The sequence below is a fragment of the Geodermatophilus sp. SYSU D00691 genome (genome assembly GCF_054050275.1).
Window position 1 is genome coordinate 117,989 of record NZ_JBJGYZ010000006.1, and the last position, 16,629, is coordinate 134,617.

Below are 16,629 nucleotides of genomic sequence, written 5' to 3' on the forward strand. Positions count from 1 at the left end.
CCCCCGACCTCTCCGTATGCTCCTCGGTCACCACGCCGCTGCGTACCCGCGGGAGGTGGGCCGGTGGTCGGACCGCCGCCCGGCGCGGCCGAGGGCGCTCGGCCGATCCCGACACCGGACCAGCGGCTGCGCGTCTTCGTCTCCTCCACCATGGTCGAGCTCGCCGAGGAGCGGGTGGCCGTGCGGGAGGCCGTGACCCGGCTGCGGCTGATCCCGGTGATGTTCGAGCTGGGTGCCCGCACGCACCCGCCGCGCGACCTCTACCGCTCCTACCTCGAGCAGAGCGACGTCTTCGTCGGCATCTACGGCGAGCGCTACGGCTGGGTGGCCCCCGGCATGGAGATCTCCGGCCTGGAGGACGAGTACGAGCTGTCGGCCGGCATGCCGCGGCTGCTCTACGTCCGGCGGACCGCACCCGGCCGCGAGCCGCGGCTGGCCGGGCTCATCGAGCGCATGCAGGCGGAGGGCGACACCTCGACGACGTTCTACGACGACGCCGCCTCGCTCGGCGACCTCGTCTCCGACGACCTCGCCGTCCTGCTGTCCGAGCGGTTCGCCGCGCCCCGCACCCCGCCGGGGCTCGCGCCGGGCTGGCTGCCGACCCCGGCCGCGCCGCTGGTCGACCGGCACGACGACCTCGCGCTGGTCACCGGCCTGCTGCGCGACCCCGCCGTCCGGCTGGTCACGCTCACCGGGCCGGGCGGCACCGGCAAGACGCGGCTGGCGCTGGAGGCCGCCGAGGTGCTGACCGCCGAGCGCGACGCCGTCTGGTGGGTCGACCTGGCGCCGGTGCGCGACGCCGCCGAGGTCCCGGGCGCGGTCGCCGCCGCGGTCGGCGTGCCGGCGGAAGGGGTGCGGTCGGCGCTGGACCTGGTCGCCGACCGGCTGGCCGGGCGGGCGGTGCTGCTGCTGGTCGACAACGCCGAGCACGTCACCGGGGCGGCTCCCGAGCTCGGACGGCTGCTCAGCCGCTGCCCGCGCACCCAGCTGCTGGTCACCAGCCGCAGCCTGGTCGGGCTGCGCGGGGAGCACGACGTGCCGCTCGGCCCGCTGCCCGTGCCGGCCGCCGGCGAGCGGCGGTACGACGCCGTGACGGCGGCGCCGGCCGTGCAGCTGTTCACCGCCCGGGCGCGCCGCGCCGACCCCTCGTTCACGGTCACGGAGACGACCGCCCCGGCGGTGGCCGAGGTGGTCCGCCGGCTCGACGGCCTGCCGCTGGCCCTGGAGCTGGCCGCCGCGCGGGTGCGGACGCTGCCGCCCGCGGTGCTGCTGCGCCGGCTGTCCGCGGCGCTCGACCCGGTGCTGGACCTGCCCGACCCCGAGGTGGACGTGCCGGACCGCCAGCGCACGCTGCGCGCCACCCTGGTCTGGAGCCACGACCTGCTCGGCGCCGCGGAGCGGGCGCTGCTGGCCCGCCTGTCGGTCTGCGGCGGCGGGTGCACGCTCGACACCGCCGAGGCGATCGGCGCGGTCGACGGCGACCTCGACGTCGCCGAGACGCTGGCCGACCTGGTGGCGCACAGCCTGGTCGTCGGCACCGACTCCGGCGAGGGGGAGCCGCGGTTCCGCATGCTCGAGCTGGTGCGGGTGTTCGCCGCCCAGCAGCTGCGGGAGCGGGGCGAGGAGGAGGCCACCCGCCGGCGGCTGGCCGAGCACCTGGCCGGGGTCAGCGCGGCTGCCGGCACCGGGCTGCTGGGCCCCGACCGGAAGCTGTGGCGGGCCCGGCTCGACGCGGAGACCGCCGACCTGCTGGCGGCGCTGCGCTGGGCGGTGGCGCACGACCGCGCCGACCTGGTGCTGGGCATCGCGGCGCCGCTGACCCGCTGGTGGTGGTCGCGCGGGCTGCTGGGTCCGCTGGCCGAGGTCGCCGAGCAGACCGCGGCGCTGCCGTCGGCGGGGCGGCTGCCGGCCGAGGAGCGGGCCCGGCTGCACTGGGCGCGCGGCGTCACCCGGGTCGCCGGCGGCCGGGTCGAGGACGCCGCGCCGCTGCTCGGCGCCGTCGTCGCCGAGGCCCGCGACCGGGGCGACCCCTGGCTGCTGGGGCACGGCCTGGTGGGCGTCGCGTGCACGCGGCCGCCGGAGGACCCCCAGCTGCACGACCTGCTCGCCGAGGCGGTGGACGCGCTGCGCCGCAGCGGCGACGCCTGGTCGGTCGCCTACGCGCTGGTCCACCGGGGCGAGGCCGCCCTGCTCGCCGGGGACCTGCCGGCGGCGGTCCTGGCGCACCAGGAGGCGCTGGACCTGGCCCGGTCCACCGGCGACGAGCACCTGGTCGCCACCGTGCTCGACCACCTCGGCGCCGACGCCGTCCTCGCCGGTGACCTGGTCGCGGCCCGGGAGCGGCTCGGCAGCTCGGCCGAGCGGCACCGCCTGGTCCGCGACCAGGAGGGGCTGGCGAACTGCCTGGACGGGCTCGCCGGGCTCGTCCTCGCCCTGGGCCTGCCGCGCGCTGCCGCCCGCCTAGCCGGCGCCGCGGACGCCGCGCGCGCCGCCATCGGCGTGACCATGTGGCCGCTGCGGCGCTCCCGCGTCGACCGGCTCGCCCGGGCGATCCGGCTGGCCCTCGGCGAGGACGACGAGCCGAGGGAGCGCGCGGCCGGCGCCGCCGCCGGCCCCTGGGCCGCCCTGGACGCAGGGCTGGACGCGGTCGCCGCCGCCGAGGACATCGCCGCCCGGCCGTCGGGGGACCCCGACGGCCGGGCCGTGCACCCCACCGCCCACCGACCGTGGAGGAGGCGTCATGAGCAAGCCGGCTCTGCTGGCCGTCGATGACGACGCGCCGGTGCTCGCCGCCGTCGAGCGGGACCTGCGCGACCGCTACGCCGAGCGCTACCAGGTCTACACGGCCGCCTCCGGGGAGCAGGCCCTCGACCTGCTCCGCCGGCTGCGGCTGCGCGAGGACCCGGTCGCGCTGCTGCTGGTCGACCAGCGCATGCCCGGGATGAGCGGCGTGGAGCTGCTGTCGGCCGCCCGGCGGCTCTACCCCGACGCCCGGCGGGTGCTGCTGACCGCCTACGCCGACACCGACGCGGCGATCAAGGCGATCAACGACGCCGACGTGCAGCACTACCTGCTCAAGCCGTGGGACCCGCCGGAGGACCGGCTCTACCCGGTGCTCGACGACCTGCTGCAGACGTGGCGGCAGCCGCCGCCGATGGCCAACCTGCGGGTCATCGGCGACCGGTGGTCGCCGGCCACCCACGAGGTCCGCGAGTTCCTCGCCCGCAACCTGGTGCCCTACCGGTGGCTGGACGTCGAGACCGACGCGACGGCGCGGGAGCTGCTCGACGTGGCGCAGGTCGACGCCGGCGCGCTGCCCGCGGTGGTGCTCGACGACGGCGAGGTGCTGGTCCACCCCGACCTGCACGAGGTGGCCGCGCGGATCGGCCTGCGGGTGCGCGCCGAGCGGGCGGCCTACGACCTCGTGGTGGTGGGCGCCGGGCCGGCCGGGCTGGCCGCCGGCGTCTACGGCGCCTCGGAGGGCCTGTCCACCCTGATCCTCGAGTGCAACGCCCCCGGCGGGCAGGCGGGCACCAGCAGCCGGATCGAGAACTACCTCGGGTTCCCGGTCGGCCTCTCCGGCGCCGACCTGACGCTGCGGGCGCGCGAGCAGGCGGTGCGCTTCGGCGCGGAGCTGCTGGTGCCGGCCGAGGTGGTGGGCGTGCGGCGGGTCGACCCGTACACCGTCGTCCGGCTCGCCGACGGCAGCGAGGTCAGCGCGTCCACGCTGCTGGTGGCCACCGGGGTGAAGTACCGGACCCTCGACGTGCCGGGCGCGGCGGCGCTCACCGGCGCCGGCGTCTACTACGGCGCGGGGCGGGCCGAGGGCGTCGACCACGAGGGCGGGCGGGTCTTCGTCGTGGGCGGCGGGAACTCGGCCGGGCAGGCGGCGATGTTCCTCTCCCAGTTCGCCGCGTCGGTCACCGTGCTGATCCGCGGCAGCGACCTGGCGGCCACCATGTCGCGCTACCTGATCGACCGGCTGGAGGCCTCGGAGAAGATCACGGTCGAGAACCACACCGAGGTCGCCGGCGCGCTGGGCACGCGGCGGCTGGAGGGGCTGCGCCTGCGCACGGGGACCGACGAGCGCGAGGTCGCGGCCGAGGCCCTGTTCGTCTTCATCGGCCAGGCCCCGCGCACGAGCTGGCTGGACGGCGTCGTCCGCCGCGACGAGCGCGGGTTCGTCCTCACCGGCATGGACCTCGGCGCCGGACCGGAGGCCCTGCCCGAGGCGTGGCCGCTGCCGGTGCCGCCGCTGCCGCTGGAGACCTCGGTGCCCGGTGTGTTCGCCGCCGGCGACGTGCGGCACGGGTCGGGCAACCGGATCGCCGCGGCGGTGGGGGAGGGGGCCATGGCGGTCCGCTTCGCGCACCAGCGGCTGGCCACCCGGTGACCCTGGCGCCCGACCGCGACGTCCGGACGGCGCTGCGCGGCTCGCGGTTGTTCGCCGAGCTGCCCGCCGAGGACCTCGACGAGCTCGCCGCCGGCAGCCGCACCGTGACCGTCGCACCCGGCGAGGTGCTCATGGCCGAGGGCTCGCCGCCCGAGGGCATGTACGTCGTCCTGGACGGCGAGCTGGAGGTCAGCCGCGAGGTCGGCGGGTCGGAGGTCCTGCTCAACGTGTGCGGTCCCGGCGAGCTGCTCGGCGAGCTCGGCATCGCGCACCGCCGGCCGCGCTCGGCCACCGTGCGCGCCCGCACCCGCAGCACCCTCCAGCGCATCGGCGCGGAGGCCCTGGACAGGCTGCTCACCCACCCCGAGTCGGCCCGCGCGCTGCTGCTGGCGGCCACCCGCCGGCTGGACCGGGAGGAGGGGCTGGTGCGCCAGCACGAGCGGATGGCGGCGCTCGGAGCGCTGTCCGCCGGCCTGCTGCACGAGCTGAACAACCCCGCCAGCGCCGTGCAGCGCGGCGCCGCCAGGCTGCGGGCGCTCCTCGCCGAGGACGGCGGACCGGCCAACCCGCTGCGGCCGCTCGCCGGAACCCTTCCGGCGCCGGCCGACCCGCTGGCCCGGGCCGACGCCGAGCGGCTGATCGCCGACGTGCTCGCCACGGCCGGCGTGGAGCAGGGCTGGCGCGCCGCTCCGGAGCTGGTCCGCCTCGGCGTCGCGCCGGCCGACCTCGGGCCGGCCCTGACCGGCCTGCCCCCCGACCGGCGGGAGCCGGCGGTCCGCGCGCTCGCGCGCGCCGCCGAGGTCGACGCGCTGCTGGAGGAGGTCTCGGCCGGCGCCGAGCACCTCTCCCGCATCGTGTCGGGCGTGCGCCCGCTGGCCTACAGCTCCGACCAGGCGCTGACCGACGTCGACGTGCACGCCGGGCTGCACCAGGCGCTGGTCCTGCTGCGCCACAAGGTGCCGCCGGGCGTGCGGGTGGTCGAGGACCTCGACCCGGCGCCGCAGGCGGTGCAGGGCTGGCCGGCCGACCTCGCGCTGGTGTGGACCAACCTGCTCGACAACGCGCTGGCCGCGGTCGACCCGGGCGGCACGGTCACGGTGCGCACCCGCGGGGAGGACGACGCCGTCGTCGTCGACGTGGAGAACACCGGACCGCCGGTGCCGCCGGAGGTCCTGGAGCGGGCGTTCGACGCGTTCTTCACGACCAAGCCGGTGGGGCAGGGCACCGGGCTCGGCCTGGCGACGTCGCTGGCGGTGGTGGCGCAGAAGCACCGGGGGCGGCTCACGCTCGGCTCCGAGGACGGCGTCACCCGCGCCCGCGTCGTCCTGCCCCGGCGGCGCTGAGCGCGCTCAGCGGCCCAGCAGCGCGTCCGCGACGGCGGTCTCGGGGGTGACGACGCCGTCGGGAATGTCCTCGCGCGCCTCGGTGAGCAGCGTCCGCCAGCGCTCCGGCCGGCAGGACACCGGCAGGCGGGCCAGGTCGAGCGCGGCGCGCAGCCGGGACGTGCGGGCGCCCTGCCACTTCGCCGTCCGCAGGGCCTGGGTCAGGTCGGCGACCGCCCGCTCGGCATCGCCCTGCCGGGCCAGGGTGGCGTGCGCGCGCTGGCAGAGCAGCTCGGGCAGGTGCAGGTCCTCGCCGGTGCGCAGCACCACCTCGAACGCCTGGGCCAGGTGCTCCTCCGCGCGGTCGCGCGCGCCGGCCGCCTCGTCCAGCCGGGACAGGTAGCACAGCATCGAGGCGGTGAAGGCCTCCAGCCCCATCAGCCGCAGCGTGCCGATGGACCGCTCGAGGAAGGCGCGGTCCGGCCGCCCGTCCGGGTCGCCGCTCGCGGCCCAGGCCTCGCCGAGCGCGGTCCACAGCGCGTACCCGTGCTCCTGGCCGATCGCCAGGACCCGGGCGCCGAGCCGCGCCGCGCCCTCGTCGTCGCCCAGGTAGCGGCGGATCCAGGCGGCGTAGGTCGTGACGAAGGCCTCGGAGGCCGTGCGGCGCGGGGCGTCGAGCTCCGCCACCCGGCGGAGGGCCTCCTGCTCGTGGCGGGCTGCCTCGTCGGGGGCCCCGCGGGCGGCGCAGACGCAGGCGAGCGCGACGGCGACCGCGGCGACCGGGTCGTTGGGCAGCGGCCAGGCGGGCAGCACCCGCTGCTCGGCCGGCCGGGCGGCGAAGCCGGCCAGCGACCGCCGCAGGTGCTCCTCGGCCGAGCTCAGCCGGCCCTGGTGGAAGTCCAGGAAGCCGGCGCAGGACTCCACCTCCGGCTCGAACGCGGCGAAGGCCGGCTCCGTCAGCATCCCGGTGAGCCGGTCGTACATGCCGCGGGCGGTGGCCAGGGCGCCGCTGCTGAGCCAGAACCCCCACAGCGCGATGAGGGCCGGCAGCACCTCGGGGCGGCCCAGCCGGGTGGCCAGCTGCTCGGCCCGCCGGTGGTCGGACTGCACCACCGGCGCCGCGTAGCCGTGCACCGAGCTGACCGACAGGCCGCGCAGCAGCCGGGCGTTGAGCTCGGCGAGGTCGCGGTCCTCGGAGCCGGGCAGCCCCTCCAGCAGCTCGAGGGCGCGGGTGACCAGCTTCGTCGCCTCGGCGTGCGCGCCGCGGCCCTGCTCGGCGTGGGCGGCGACGAGGTAGAGGCCCGCGGCCCGGTCGGCGGCGCCGGCCAGGTCGAGGTGCTGGGCGACGAGCGCGGGCTCGGCACCCTGCCCGCCCAGCACCTCCGCCACCCGGGCGTGCGTCTGGCGGCGGACGTCGAGCACCTGGGTCTCGTAGGCGGCGTCGCGCATCAGGGCGTGCCGGAAGCGGTAGGTGCCCGGCTGGAGGCCGACGGGGTCGACGATGCCGGCGTCGGTGAGCACCTGCAGCTGCTCGGCGACGGCGTCGGCGTCGCCGACGACCGCCGTGACCGTCGCGGGGTGGAACGTGGGCCCGATGGTGGCGGCGACCTGGACCGTGCGCAGGTCGATGCCGGGCACCTTCAGCCGCCAGGTGAGCAGCTCCTGCAGCCGCAGCGGGATCGGCTCGGTGCGCTGCGCGTCGAGGCTGGAGCGGGTCAGCTCCTCGATGAACAGCGGGATGCCCTCGCCGTGCTCGATGATGGCCGTCCGCTGCTCGCCCGAGAGCCGCTCGCCGGAGGCGAGGTTGTCGACCAGGCGCGTGGCGGCGGGCCCGTCGAGCCGGTCCAGCTCGACCACGCAGGCCGCCTCCACCCACGGGATGCCGGAGTCGTCGCGCGTCGTCGCCACCGCCAGCACGCCGGGCGGACGGCGTTCGGCGATGCGGCCGAGCAGGCCCAGGGTGGACGGGTCGGCCCAGTGCAGGTCCTCGACGACGAACAGGTGCGGGGTGCGCGCGGCGACGCCGGCCAGCCAGTCGACGAGGCGGTCGAGGGTCTGCTCGAGGATCGCGCGGGAGTCCAGCTCCGGCGCCGGGAACTCGGGGCTGGGCGGGATGCCGAGCAGCGGGCCGAGGAACGGCACCGCGCGGGCGGGGTCCAGCCCCGCGTCGGCGAGGTTGTCGACCAGCCAGTCGAGCCGGTCGGTGCCCTCGTCGAGCCGGCCGAGCACCCGGTCGAGCAGCCGCGCGATCGGCCAGAGCGAGACGTTGGCGTAGTAGGGCAGGCACGCCGCCCCCAGCACCCGCCCGCCGCTGGCCTCGACCCGGTCGAGGACCTCGGCCACCAGCCGCGACTTGCCGATGCCGGCCTCGCCGAGCACCAGGAACGGGGAGACGGCGGTGCCGGGGGTGTCCTGCACCGCCTGCCAGGAGGCGAGCAGCCGGTCGCGGGGTGCGTCCCGCCCGACGAGGCCGGCCTTGCGGTAGCGCTCCACCTGGAAGCGGGCCGCGGCGTAGCGGGGGCGCTCGACGGCGAACACCTCGACCGGCCGGCTGATCCCCTTCAGCGCGCGCTCGCCCAGCGACTGCAGGAAGAAGTCGGCGTCCACCAGCTGCCGGGTGACGTCGCTGATCACCACCGACCCCGGGGCGGCCTCCGACTGCAGGCGGGCGGCGAGGTTGGGGACGAGGCCGACGACCGAGTCGCGCTCCGCGACCGAGGGGTCGTCGCTGAGGTCGGTCACGACGACCCGGCCGGTGTGGATGCCGACCCGCACCTCCGGGGCGACGCCGAAGCGGCGGCTCAGCTCCGTGCGGGCGTCGCGGACGGCGACGACGAGGTCGAGCCCGGCGAGGACGGCCCGCCGGGCGTCGTCCTCGTGCGGCTCGGGGTAGCCGAAGCCGGCGAGCACGCCGTCGCCGGCGTACTGCATCACCGAACCGCGGTAGCGGCTGACCGCGTCGCGGGCCGCGCCGCGGTAGAAGGCGTAGAGGTCCCGCAGCTGCTCGGGCTCGACCCGCTCGGACAGCGGGGTCGAGCCGACCAGGTCGGCGAACACCAGCGTCATGAGCGCGCGCTCGCCGGCCGGGCCGAGCTGCCGCCGCGCCACCCGGCGCAGGATCGAGGCGGCCCGCCGGTTGTCGGGGTCGACCGCGCGCACCTCCTCGGCGGTGGCGCGGGCCGGCTCCAGGTCACCGGCGGCCAGCGACGCCTCCGCGGCCGTGAGCAGCCGTTCGAGGAGACGCGCCAGCCTCGTCTCGGCGGAGCCGGCGAGAGTCACGCCCTCATCGTGGGGGGTCGGACCTCAGTCGTGGAAGACCTCGATGTCCGCGCCCATCTCGACCAGCCGCTCGTAGAGGTGCTCGTAGCCGCGGGCGATGATGTCGACGTTGCGCAGCACGCTGGTGCCCTTCGCGGCCAGCATCGCCAGCAGGATGCAGACGGCGGGCCGCAGCGCGGGCGGGCAGACGACCTCGGCGCTGGACCACCGGGTCGGGCCGGTGACCAGCACCCGGTGCGGGTCGAGCAGCCGGACGCTGGCGCCGAGCCGGGTGAGGTCGGAGAGGTGGATCGCCCGGTTGTCGTAGACCCAGTCGTGGATCAGCGTCTCGCCGGCCGCGTGCGCGGCGATCACCGCGAAGAACGGCAGGTTGTCGATGTTGAGGCCGGGGAACGGCATCGGGTGGATCTTGTCGATCGGCGCGCGGAGCGCGGACGGCCGGATGGTGAGGTCGGCCAGCCGGGTGTGCCCGTTGTCGGCCAGGTAGTCCGCGGAGCGCTCGATCCGCAGGCCCATCTCGGCGAGGACCGCGAGCTCGACCTCGAGGAACTCGACCGGCGCGCGCGAGACGGTCAGCTGGGAGTCGGTGACGATGCCGGCGGTGAGCAGGCTCATCGCCTCGACCGGGTCCTCGCTGATCGTGTAGTCGACGTCGGCGTCGAGGACCGGGCGGCCGTGCACCACGAGCGTCGTCGTCCCGAGGCCCTCGATGCCCACGCCGAGCAGCTGCAGGTACAGGCAGAGGTCCTGGACCATGTAGTTGGAGCTGGCGTTGCGGATCGTCGTCGTCCCGTCGGTGCGGGCGGCGGCGAGCAGGGCGTTCTCGGTGACGGTGTCGCCGCGCTCGGTGAGCACGATCGTCCGGTCGCAGACCGGCGGCGCCTCGACGGTGGCGTGGTACTCGCCGCTGCGCGCCTCGACCCGCAGGCCGAAGGGGCGCAGCGCGATCATGTGCGGCTCGACGGTGCGGGTGCCGAGGTCGCAGCCGCCCGCGTAGGGGAGCGCGAAGGTGTCGGCCCGGTGCAGCAGCGGGCCCAGGAACATGATGATGCTGCGGGTGCGGCGGGCGGCGTCGGCGTCGATCCCGGCGAGGTCGAGCCCGTCGGGGACGACGAGGGTGAGGTCACGGCCGGCGGCGTCCCAGGTGGCCTCGACGCCGATCGAGCGCAGCACGTCGAGGATGCGCTCGACCTCGACGATGCGGGAGACGTTGCGCAGCGTCGTCCGGCCGCGGTTGAGGAGCGCGGCGCAGAGCAGGGCCACCGCGGCGTTCTTCGACGACTTCACCGTCACGCTGCCGCGCAGCGCGTGCCCGCCGGTGACCCGGAGGTGGGTGGGGCCGGCCGGCGTGGGCGGGCCGAGGCTGATCAGCTCGCTGTCCAGGGCCCCGGAGAGGCGGCCGAGCAGCTCGAGGGTGAGGTTCTGGCCGCCCTGCTCGATGCGGGCGACGGCGCTCTGGCTGGTGCCCAGGCGCTCGGCGAGTTCGCGCTGGGTGAGCCCCCGGTGGCGGCGGGCGTCACGGACGAGGATGCCGATCCGCCGCATGACGCTGTCGGGTGCCCAGTCGTCGGCGGTGTCGGGAAGAGGGTCGGTCACCGTCACACCGCCACGCTATCTCGCATGTGAGATGCGCCCCGCGCGCCACGCTGTGACGGACCCGTCCGATCTCACGCGTCCGCGTGGCGGTCGGTGAAGGCGACCACGGCGTCGGTGAGGCCGGGCCCGCCGTGGCCCTCGTCGACCACGACCAGCTCGGCGTCGGGCCAGCGCCGCGACAGCAGCCAGGCGACCTCGAGCGGACCGCTGATGTCGCGGCGGCCGTGCGCGAGCAGGCCCGGGATGCCGGCGAGGGCGGCGGCGCCGTCGAGCAGGGCGCCGTCGGGCAGGAACGCGGCGTGCGACCAGTAGTGGGTGACCAGGCGGGCGAAGACGGCGCGGAAGACGGGATCGTCGAAGCGTGGGTCGGGGGACCAGCCGGGGCCCAGGGAGACGTGGGTGTCCTCCCAGGCGCACCAGTTGCGCGCGGCGCGGTCGCGGACGGCGGGATCGGGGTCGGCGAGCAGCCGGGCGTAGGCGGCGGCCAGGTCGCCGTCGCGGTCCCCGGGCGGGACGCCGTCGCGGAAGCGGGCCCACGCCTCGGGGAAGACCCGCCCCATCGCGCGGGTGATCCAGTCGACCTCGCGCCGGGTGGTGGTGCCGACGGCGGCGAGGACCAGCTCGGCCACCCGGTGGGGGTGCGCCTGCGCGTAGGCGAGGCCGAGCGTGGTGCCCCAGGAGGCGCCGGCCACGGTCCACCGCTCGATGCCGAGGTGCTCGCGGAGGGCCTCGGCGTCGGCGACCAGCGCCTGGGTCGTGTTGGTGGAGAGGTCGACGGCCGGGTCGTCGACGCGCGGGGTGCTCCGGCCGCAGCCGCGCTGGTCGAAGGCGACGACGCGGTAGGCGGCCGGGTCGAACCAGCGGCGCATGCCGGGGGAGGTGCCGCTGCCCGGACCGCCGTGCAGCAGCACCGCGGGCCGCCCGTCGGGGTTGCCGCTGACCTCCCAGTGGACGCGGTTGCCGTCGCCGACCGCGAGCTCGCCCTGGTCGTGGGGGTCAGCCGGCGTGCGGGCCACGGCACCATCCTGCCGGGTTCAGGGCAGGGCGCGCGATCGTCCGGCAGCAGCGGGCGAGGACCAGGGCGACCGGTGTCGTCACGAAGCGCTCCGGGCGGCTGCGCGAGATCGCGTTGGCGAGCACCCCGACGGCGAAGTAGGCGGTGAGCACCCAGATGAGCGGGTGGTCGGGCCGGTGGTCGCCGACCTCCGAGGCGCGGTCGGCCGCGGCCCAGATCGCCCAGGCGAGGAGCGCGTACAGCAGGAGCGAGACGGCGCTGGCGATCCGCAGCCCCCGGGGCAGGACGCGGTGCCGGCCGTCCCAGGCCAGCGGGGCGCCGGCCGCGAGCGCCACCTGGAGCACCGCGAGGGCGGCGAGCAGCACGGACGCGACGACCGCCGCGATCACGATCACGGCGGGCACCGTGGCCGAGGGCGCGTGTCGGCTCGTCGACACGCCGTCGCCGCGGGGCCGGCCGTCCGGTTCAGAACGTGCCGCGGTACAGGGAGCAGCCGCGGCAGACGTCCGGCGGCTCGTCGGTCGTCAGCGCCGCGCGGAAGTCGGCGTACGCCTTCCCCGCCCAGACGGTGGCCAGGTCGTCGTCGGCCAGCGACCCCATCGAGACCCGGTCGCTGCCCATGACCATGCAGCACGGCTGGACCGTGCCGGAGCTGGTCACGTAGGCGGCCTCCCACGGCCAGGTGCAGCCGGGCCGCCCGGGCTCCCGGCGGGCCGGCGCCGCCTCGGTCGCCGGCAGTCGCAGCCGCACCCCGGCGCGCGCGGCCTCCTCGGCGGCCCGGGCGAACACCTCGGCGGCCCCGTCCGGTGCGCCCGCCAGCGACTCCGCGGCGGCGAACGCCCGGATGCCGGCGTAGTCACCGGCCGGGTCGGTGTCGGCGAAGTCGTGCGACAGCCCCTGCACGTGCAGCTCGTCGACGCCCCAGTCGCCGAGGCGGCGGACCAGGGCCGGCAGCTCGCCGACGTTGCGCCGCATGGCCACGAAGACGACGCGCACCCACGGCTTCGTCGCGCCCGCCGCCCGCCGGGCCTCGACGAGGCCGCGCAGGTTGCGCGTGGTGCGGGCGAAGTCGGCCCCCGCGCGGATGCTCTCGTGGGTGGCCGCGGTCGCGCCGTCCAGCGACACGTGCAGCCAGGCCAGGCCGGCGGCCACCAGGCGCTCGGCGCGGGCCCGCGTCAGCAGCATCGCGTTGCTGTTGAACCCGACCTCGATCCCGCGGGCCGTGGCCAGCTCCACCATCTCCACCAGGTGCGGCTGCAGGAGGGGTTCCCCCAGGCCCTGCAGGGTCACCCGGGTCAGGCCCGGGGTGCCCTCGACGACCCGGCGGAACAGCTCCAGCGGGAGGGCGCCGGCCGCCTTGTCGACCCGCGGGCGGTAGCTGACGAGGCACATGGCGCACGAGAGGTTGCAGGCCGAGGTGACCTCGAACTGGAGGTGACGGGGCAGCGGTGGGGCCAGAGGGACCGTCATCCCGACATCGTGGCCCCGAGGGTGCGCGACCGCTCCCCGTCCGGCCAGACTGCGGGGCGTGGACGTTCTCGTCACCGGGGGAACCGGACGACTCGGACAGCGGCTGATCGCCCTCCTGCAGGGGGCCGGCCACACGGTGCGGCAGATGTCGCGGCGCGGCACCGGGCCGGGCGGGGTGCGCGCCGACCTCGCCACCGGCCGCGACCTGCCGGCGGCCGTCCGGGGCGCCGAGGTGGTCGTGCACGCGGCCACCGATCCGCGCAACGCCTGGCAGGTCGACGTCGCCGGCACCCGGCGGCTGGTCGAGGCCCTCGACCGCGACCGGCTGCGGCACCTGGTCCTCGTCTCCTGCGTCGGCGTCGACCGGATCCCCTACGGCTACTACCGGGCGAAGTTCGCCGCCGAGCAGGTGCTGCTGGCGTCGGGTCTGCCGGTGACCCTGCTGCGGGTCACGCAGTTCCACGACGTCGCCGACGGCCTGCTGGCGTCGGCGCGCAGGGGGCCGGTGCTGCCCGTGCCGATGGGCTGGCGGGTCCAGCCGGTCGACGTCGGCGAGGTCGCCGCGCACGTCACCGATCTCGTCGGCCGGCCGCCGTCCGGCGGCGTGGTCGAGTACGGCGGGCCGGAGGAGGTCGCGGTCGCCGACCTCGCCCGGGCGTGGGCCGCCGCCCGCGAACCGGGGGCGCGGGTCGTCGCCACGCCCCTCCCGGGCAAGCTCAGCGCCGCGCTGCGCGAGGGTGCCGCGCTGCCGACCGGTGGCGAGCGGGGCCGGCGCACGTACGCCGAGCACCTGCACGGCTGACCGCAGCGGAACTGCCGACCTCCGCAGCGGATCCGCCAGGGCGACGTGCGCGTCCGGAAACCGCCGGAGGACCGTCGGTGCCGCCGCCTAGGGTCCGGCCGTGAGCTCTGCACCGGTCCGCACCGCCCCCGTCCTCGCCGCGGTGGCCGTCACCGTCGTCGCCTGGGCGTCGGCGTTCATCGGCATCCGCGGCGTCCGGGACGACCTCTCCCCGGGCGCGCTGGCCCTCGGGCGGCTGCTGGTCGGCACGCTGGTGCTCGGCCTGCTGCTGGCCCGGCGCGGCTGGGTGCGCCCGACCGCCGGCGAGTGGCGGCTGCTCGTGCTCTGCGGCGTCGGCTGGTTCGGCGTCTACAACGTCGCGCTCAACGCCGCCGAGCACCACCTCGACGCCGGCACGACGGCGATGCTGGTCAACATCGGCCCGATCCTGATCGCGGTCTTCGCGGGCCTGTTCCTCGGCGAGGGCTTCCCGCGCTGGCTGGTCGTCGGCATCACCGTGGCCTTCGCCGGCGTCGTCCTCATCGGCGTGGCCACCCGCGGCGCGGAGGCCGACCTGCTCGGCGTCCTCCTCTGCCTGGTCGCCGCCCTCACCTACGCGATCGGCGTGGTGGCGCAGAAGCCGGTGCTGCGCCGGCTGCCCGGCCTGCAGGTGACCGCCACCGCCTGCGCGATCGGCGCGGTCTGCTGCCTGCCCTGGAGCGGGGTCCTGGTGAACGAGCTGGGCAGCGCCTCGGCCGGGTCGATCGCCGGCATGGTGTACCTCGGCGTCGTCCCCACCGCGCTGGCGTTCAGCACCTGGGCGTACGCGCTGGCCCGCATGGACGCCGGCAAGCTCGGCGTCACCACCTACGTCGTCCCCCCGCTGGTCGTCCTCATGGGCTGGCTGCTGCTCGGCGAGGTGCCGCCGGCGCTGGCGGTCGTGGGCGGGGCGGTGTGCCTGGCCGGCGTCGCGGTCTCCCGCCGCCGGACCCGCCCGCGGCCCGAGCCGGTGCCCCAGGAGACCGCCGCCGCGGCCTGACCTGCGAGGATCCGGCCGTGCTGGTGGTCACGCAGGCGCGGCTGCGGTCGGGCGACGTCGTCGACGTGCACTGCGACGGCGCCACGGTCGCCGCCGTGGTCCCGACGGGGGAGCGGCCGGTGCCGCCCGGCGCCGAGGTGGTCGCCGCCGACGGCGGCCTGGTCACCGAGCCGTTCGTCGACGCGCACCTGCACCTGGACAAGGTGCGCACCCTGCCGCTCGCCGGCGACGCGGCGCTGCGCGCCTACACCGAGGCCGGCATGGCCGGCTCGGCGGCCGCGATCGACCTGGCCAGCGAGGTGAAGCGGCACTACACGGTCGAGCGGCTGCTGCCGAACGTCCGCCAGGCCCTGGCCGACGGCGCACGCCACGGCGTGCTGCACGTGCAGGCCTTCGCCGACGTCGACACCGCGGCCGGCCTGGTCGGCGTGGAGGCGGTGCTCGCCGCCAAGGAGGAGTTCGCCGGCCGGGTCGACGTCCGCGTCGTGGCCTTCCCGCAGGACGGCGTCCTGCGCGACCCCGGGGCGGCCGAGCTGGTCGAGCAGGCCCTCGACCTCGGCGCCGACGTCGTCGGCGGCATCCCGTGGATCGAGGCCACGGCCGCCGACCAGCGCGCGCACGTCGAGTGGGCCTGCGCGCTCGCCGCCCGCCGCGGCCTGCGGGTCGCCATGCTCACCGACGACGCCCCCGACCCCGCGTACGAGACCACGGGCATGCTCGCCGAGGCGATGCTGCGGCACGGCCTGACCGGGCGCGGCGTCGCCTGCCACGCCCGCGCGCTCGGCCACTACGACGACGACCGGCAGGCCGCGGCGCTCGGGCTCGTGCGGCGGGCCGGGCTGGGGCTGGTCAGCGATCCGCACACCGGCTCGGTGGCCCTGCCGGTCGAGCGGGCGCTGGCCGCCGGGGTGGCCGTCGCGCTCGGCCAGGACGACATCGAGGACGCGTTCTACCCCTTCGGCCGGCACAACCTGCTCGAGGTCGCCTTCCTCGCCGCGCACCTGCTCGACATGCGCTCCGGGCCGCAGCAGGAGGTGCTGCTCGACCTGGTGACGACGTCGGCGGCGCGGGTGCTCGGGCTGGACGGCTACGGCCTGCGCGCGGGTGGGCCGGCCGACCTCCTGGTGCACGACGCGACCCGCACCGTCGACCTGCTCGCCCGGCACGAGGCGCCCCGGGTGGTCATCAGGGCCGGCGCCGTTCAGAGGTAGGCGCGGTCGTCGACCCCCCACGGCAGCTGCCCGGGGACGATGCGCCGGCCGGTCACCTCGTGCGGGATGACCCGCAGCCAGCTGCCGTGCTCGCCGGGGGCCCACGGCTGGACGCCGGTGGCGTGGGTCCGCTCGACCAGCCCGGGCCGGTGCTCGGGGCCGACCTCCTCGGCCAGCCCGCGCACCAGGACGCTCCAGCCGCTGCGGGTGACCCGGTCGATGTCGTCGACCTCGAACGTGACGTTGGCGTGCGCGGCCGCGGTCAGCGTCGTGCCCGGGTGCGTGCGGATGACCAGCGTGCGGCCGTCCATGCCGTAGTTGACCGGGATGATCAGCGGGTAGTGCCCGGCGACGACGCCGAGCCGGCCGACCTCGTGGCCGGCCAGCAGCTCGTAGCACTCGTCGACGGGGATGACGTCCAGCGATCCGGCGCTCGTCATGACCCGATCCTGACCGCCCGTGCGGCACTCCACACCCGGGCGGTTTGGAACGATGGTCCGGGACCTAGGACCCGGCAGGGCCG

12 protein-coding genes are annotated in these 16,629 nt (G+C 76.9%); 6 read left to right on the forward strand and 6 right to left on the reverse strand.

The window, feature by feature from the left end:
- Positions 1-63 precede the first annotated feature (63 nt).
- The 3 genes from ACI797_RS06410 to ACI797_RS06420 are packed head-to-tail and all read left to right on the forward strand — an operon-like array spanning position 64 to position 5,736.
- The gene (locus ACI797_RS06410) at positions 64-2,772 is read left to right on the forward strand and encodes an ATP-binding protein (protein ID WP_456857683.1); all 2,709 of its coding nucleotides are present in this window, start codon (positions 64-66) and stop codon (positions 2,770-2,772) included.
- Positions 2,741-4,393 carry an FAD-dependent oxidoreductase gene (locus ACI797_RS06415; protein ID WP_456857684.1) on the forward strand — a complete coding sequence of 551 codons (1,653 nt, stop codon included), beginning with the start codon at positions 2,741-2,743 and terminating at the stop codon, positions 4,391-4,393. Before ACI797_RS06410 ends, ACI797_RS06415 begins: the two co-directional genes overlap by 32 nt.
- Entirely contained in the window at positions 4,390-5,736 is a 1,347-nt protein-coding gene (locus ACI797_RS06420; protein ID WP_456857685.1) for a sensor histidine kinase, read from the forward strand. The genes ACI797_RS06415 and ACI797_RS06420 overlap by 4 nt, the downstream gene beginning before the upstream one ends.
- A gap of 6 nt (positions 5,737-5,742) precedes the next feature.
- Here ACI797_RS06420 and ACI797_RS06425 read toward each other — a convergent pair whose 3' ends face one another.
- The 5 genes from ACI797_RS06425 to ACI797_RS06445 all read right to left on the reverse strand — a co-directional run bounded on the left by ACI797_RS06425 (position 5,743) and on the right by ACI797_RS06445 (position 13,075).
- The gene (locus ACI797_RS06425; protein ID WP_456857686.1) at positions 5,743-8,994 is read right to left on the reverse strand and encodes an ATP-binding protein; all 3,252 of its coding nucleotides are present in this window, start codon (positions 8,992-8,994) and stop codon (positions 5,743-5,745) included.
- Positions 8,995-9,018: 24 nt separating this feature from the next.
- Positions 9,019-10,596 (reverse strand): helix-turn-helix domain-containing protein, encoded by a 1,578-nt coding sequence (locus ACI797_RS06430; protein WP_456857687.1) that lies wholly within the window; start codon positions 10,594-10,596, stop codon positions 9,019-9,021.
- Positions 10,597-10,661: 65 nt separating this feature from the next.
- Positions 10,662-11,606, reverse strand: a complete 945-nt coding sequence (gene pip / locus ACI797_RS06435; protein WP_456857689.1) for a prolyl aminopeptidase — start codon at positions 11,604-11,606, stop codon at positions 10,662-10,664.
- Positions 11,587-12,000: a hypothetical protein gene (locus ACI797_RS06440; RefSeq protein ID WP_456857691.1), complete on the reverse strand. Its 414-nt coding sequence runs from the start codon at positions 11,998-12,000 to the stop codon at positions 11,587-11,589. Before ACI797_RS06440 ends, pip begins: the two co-directional genes overlap by 20 nt.
- A 70-nt stretch (positions 12,001-12,070) precedes the next feature.
- Entirely contained in the window at positions 12,071-13,075 is a 1,005-nt protein-coding gene (locus ACI797_RS06445; protein WP_456857693.1) for a radical SAM protein, read from the reverse strand.
- Between the two features lie 58 nt (positions 13,076-13,133).
- Here ACI797_RS06445 and ACI797_RS06450 point away from each other — a divergent pair, with 58 nt between their 5' ends.
- The 3 genes from ACI797_RS06450 to ACI797_RS06460 all read left to right on the forward strand — a co-directional run bounded on the left by ACI797_RS06450 (position 13,134) and on the right by ACI797_RS06460 (position 16,106).
- Positions 13,134-13,877, forward strand: coding sequence for an SDR family oxidoreductase (locus ACI797_RS06450; protein ID WP_456857695.1), 744 nt, complete (start codon positions 13,134-13,136; stop codon positions 13,875-13,877).
- 100 nt (positions 13,878-13,977) lie between these two features.
- Positions 13,978-14,895: a DMT family transporter gene (locus ACI797_RS06455; protein WP_456857697.1), complete on the forward strand. Its 918-nt coding sequence runs from the start codon at positions 13,978-13,980 to the stop codon at positions 14,893-14,895.
- 17 nt (positions 14,896-14,912) lie between these two features.
- Positions 14,913-16,106, forward strand: coding sequence for an amidohydrolase family protein (locus tag ACI797_RS06460; RefSeq protein ID WP_456857699.1), 1,194 nt, complete (start codon positions 14,913-14,915; stop codon positions 16,104-16,106).
- Here the strand turns inward: ACI797_RS06460 and ACI797_RS06465 are convergent.
- Positions 16,097-16,546: a pyridoxamine 5'-phosphate oxidase family protein gene (locus ACI797_RS06465; protein WP_456539686.1), complete on the reverse strand. Its 450-nt coding sequence runs from the start codon at positions 16,544-16,546 to the stop codon at positions 16,097-16,099. The genes ACI797_RS06460 and ACI797_RS06465 overlap by 10 nt on opposite strands.
- Positions 16,547-16,629: the final 83 nt, after the last annotated feature.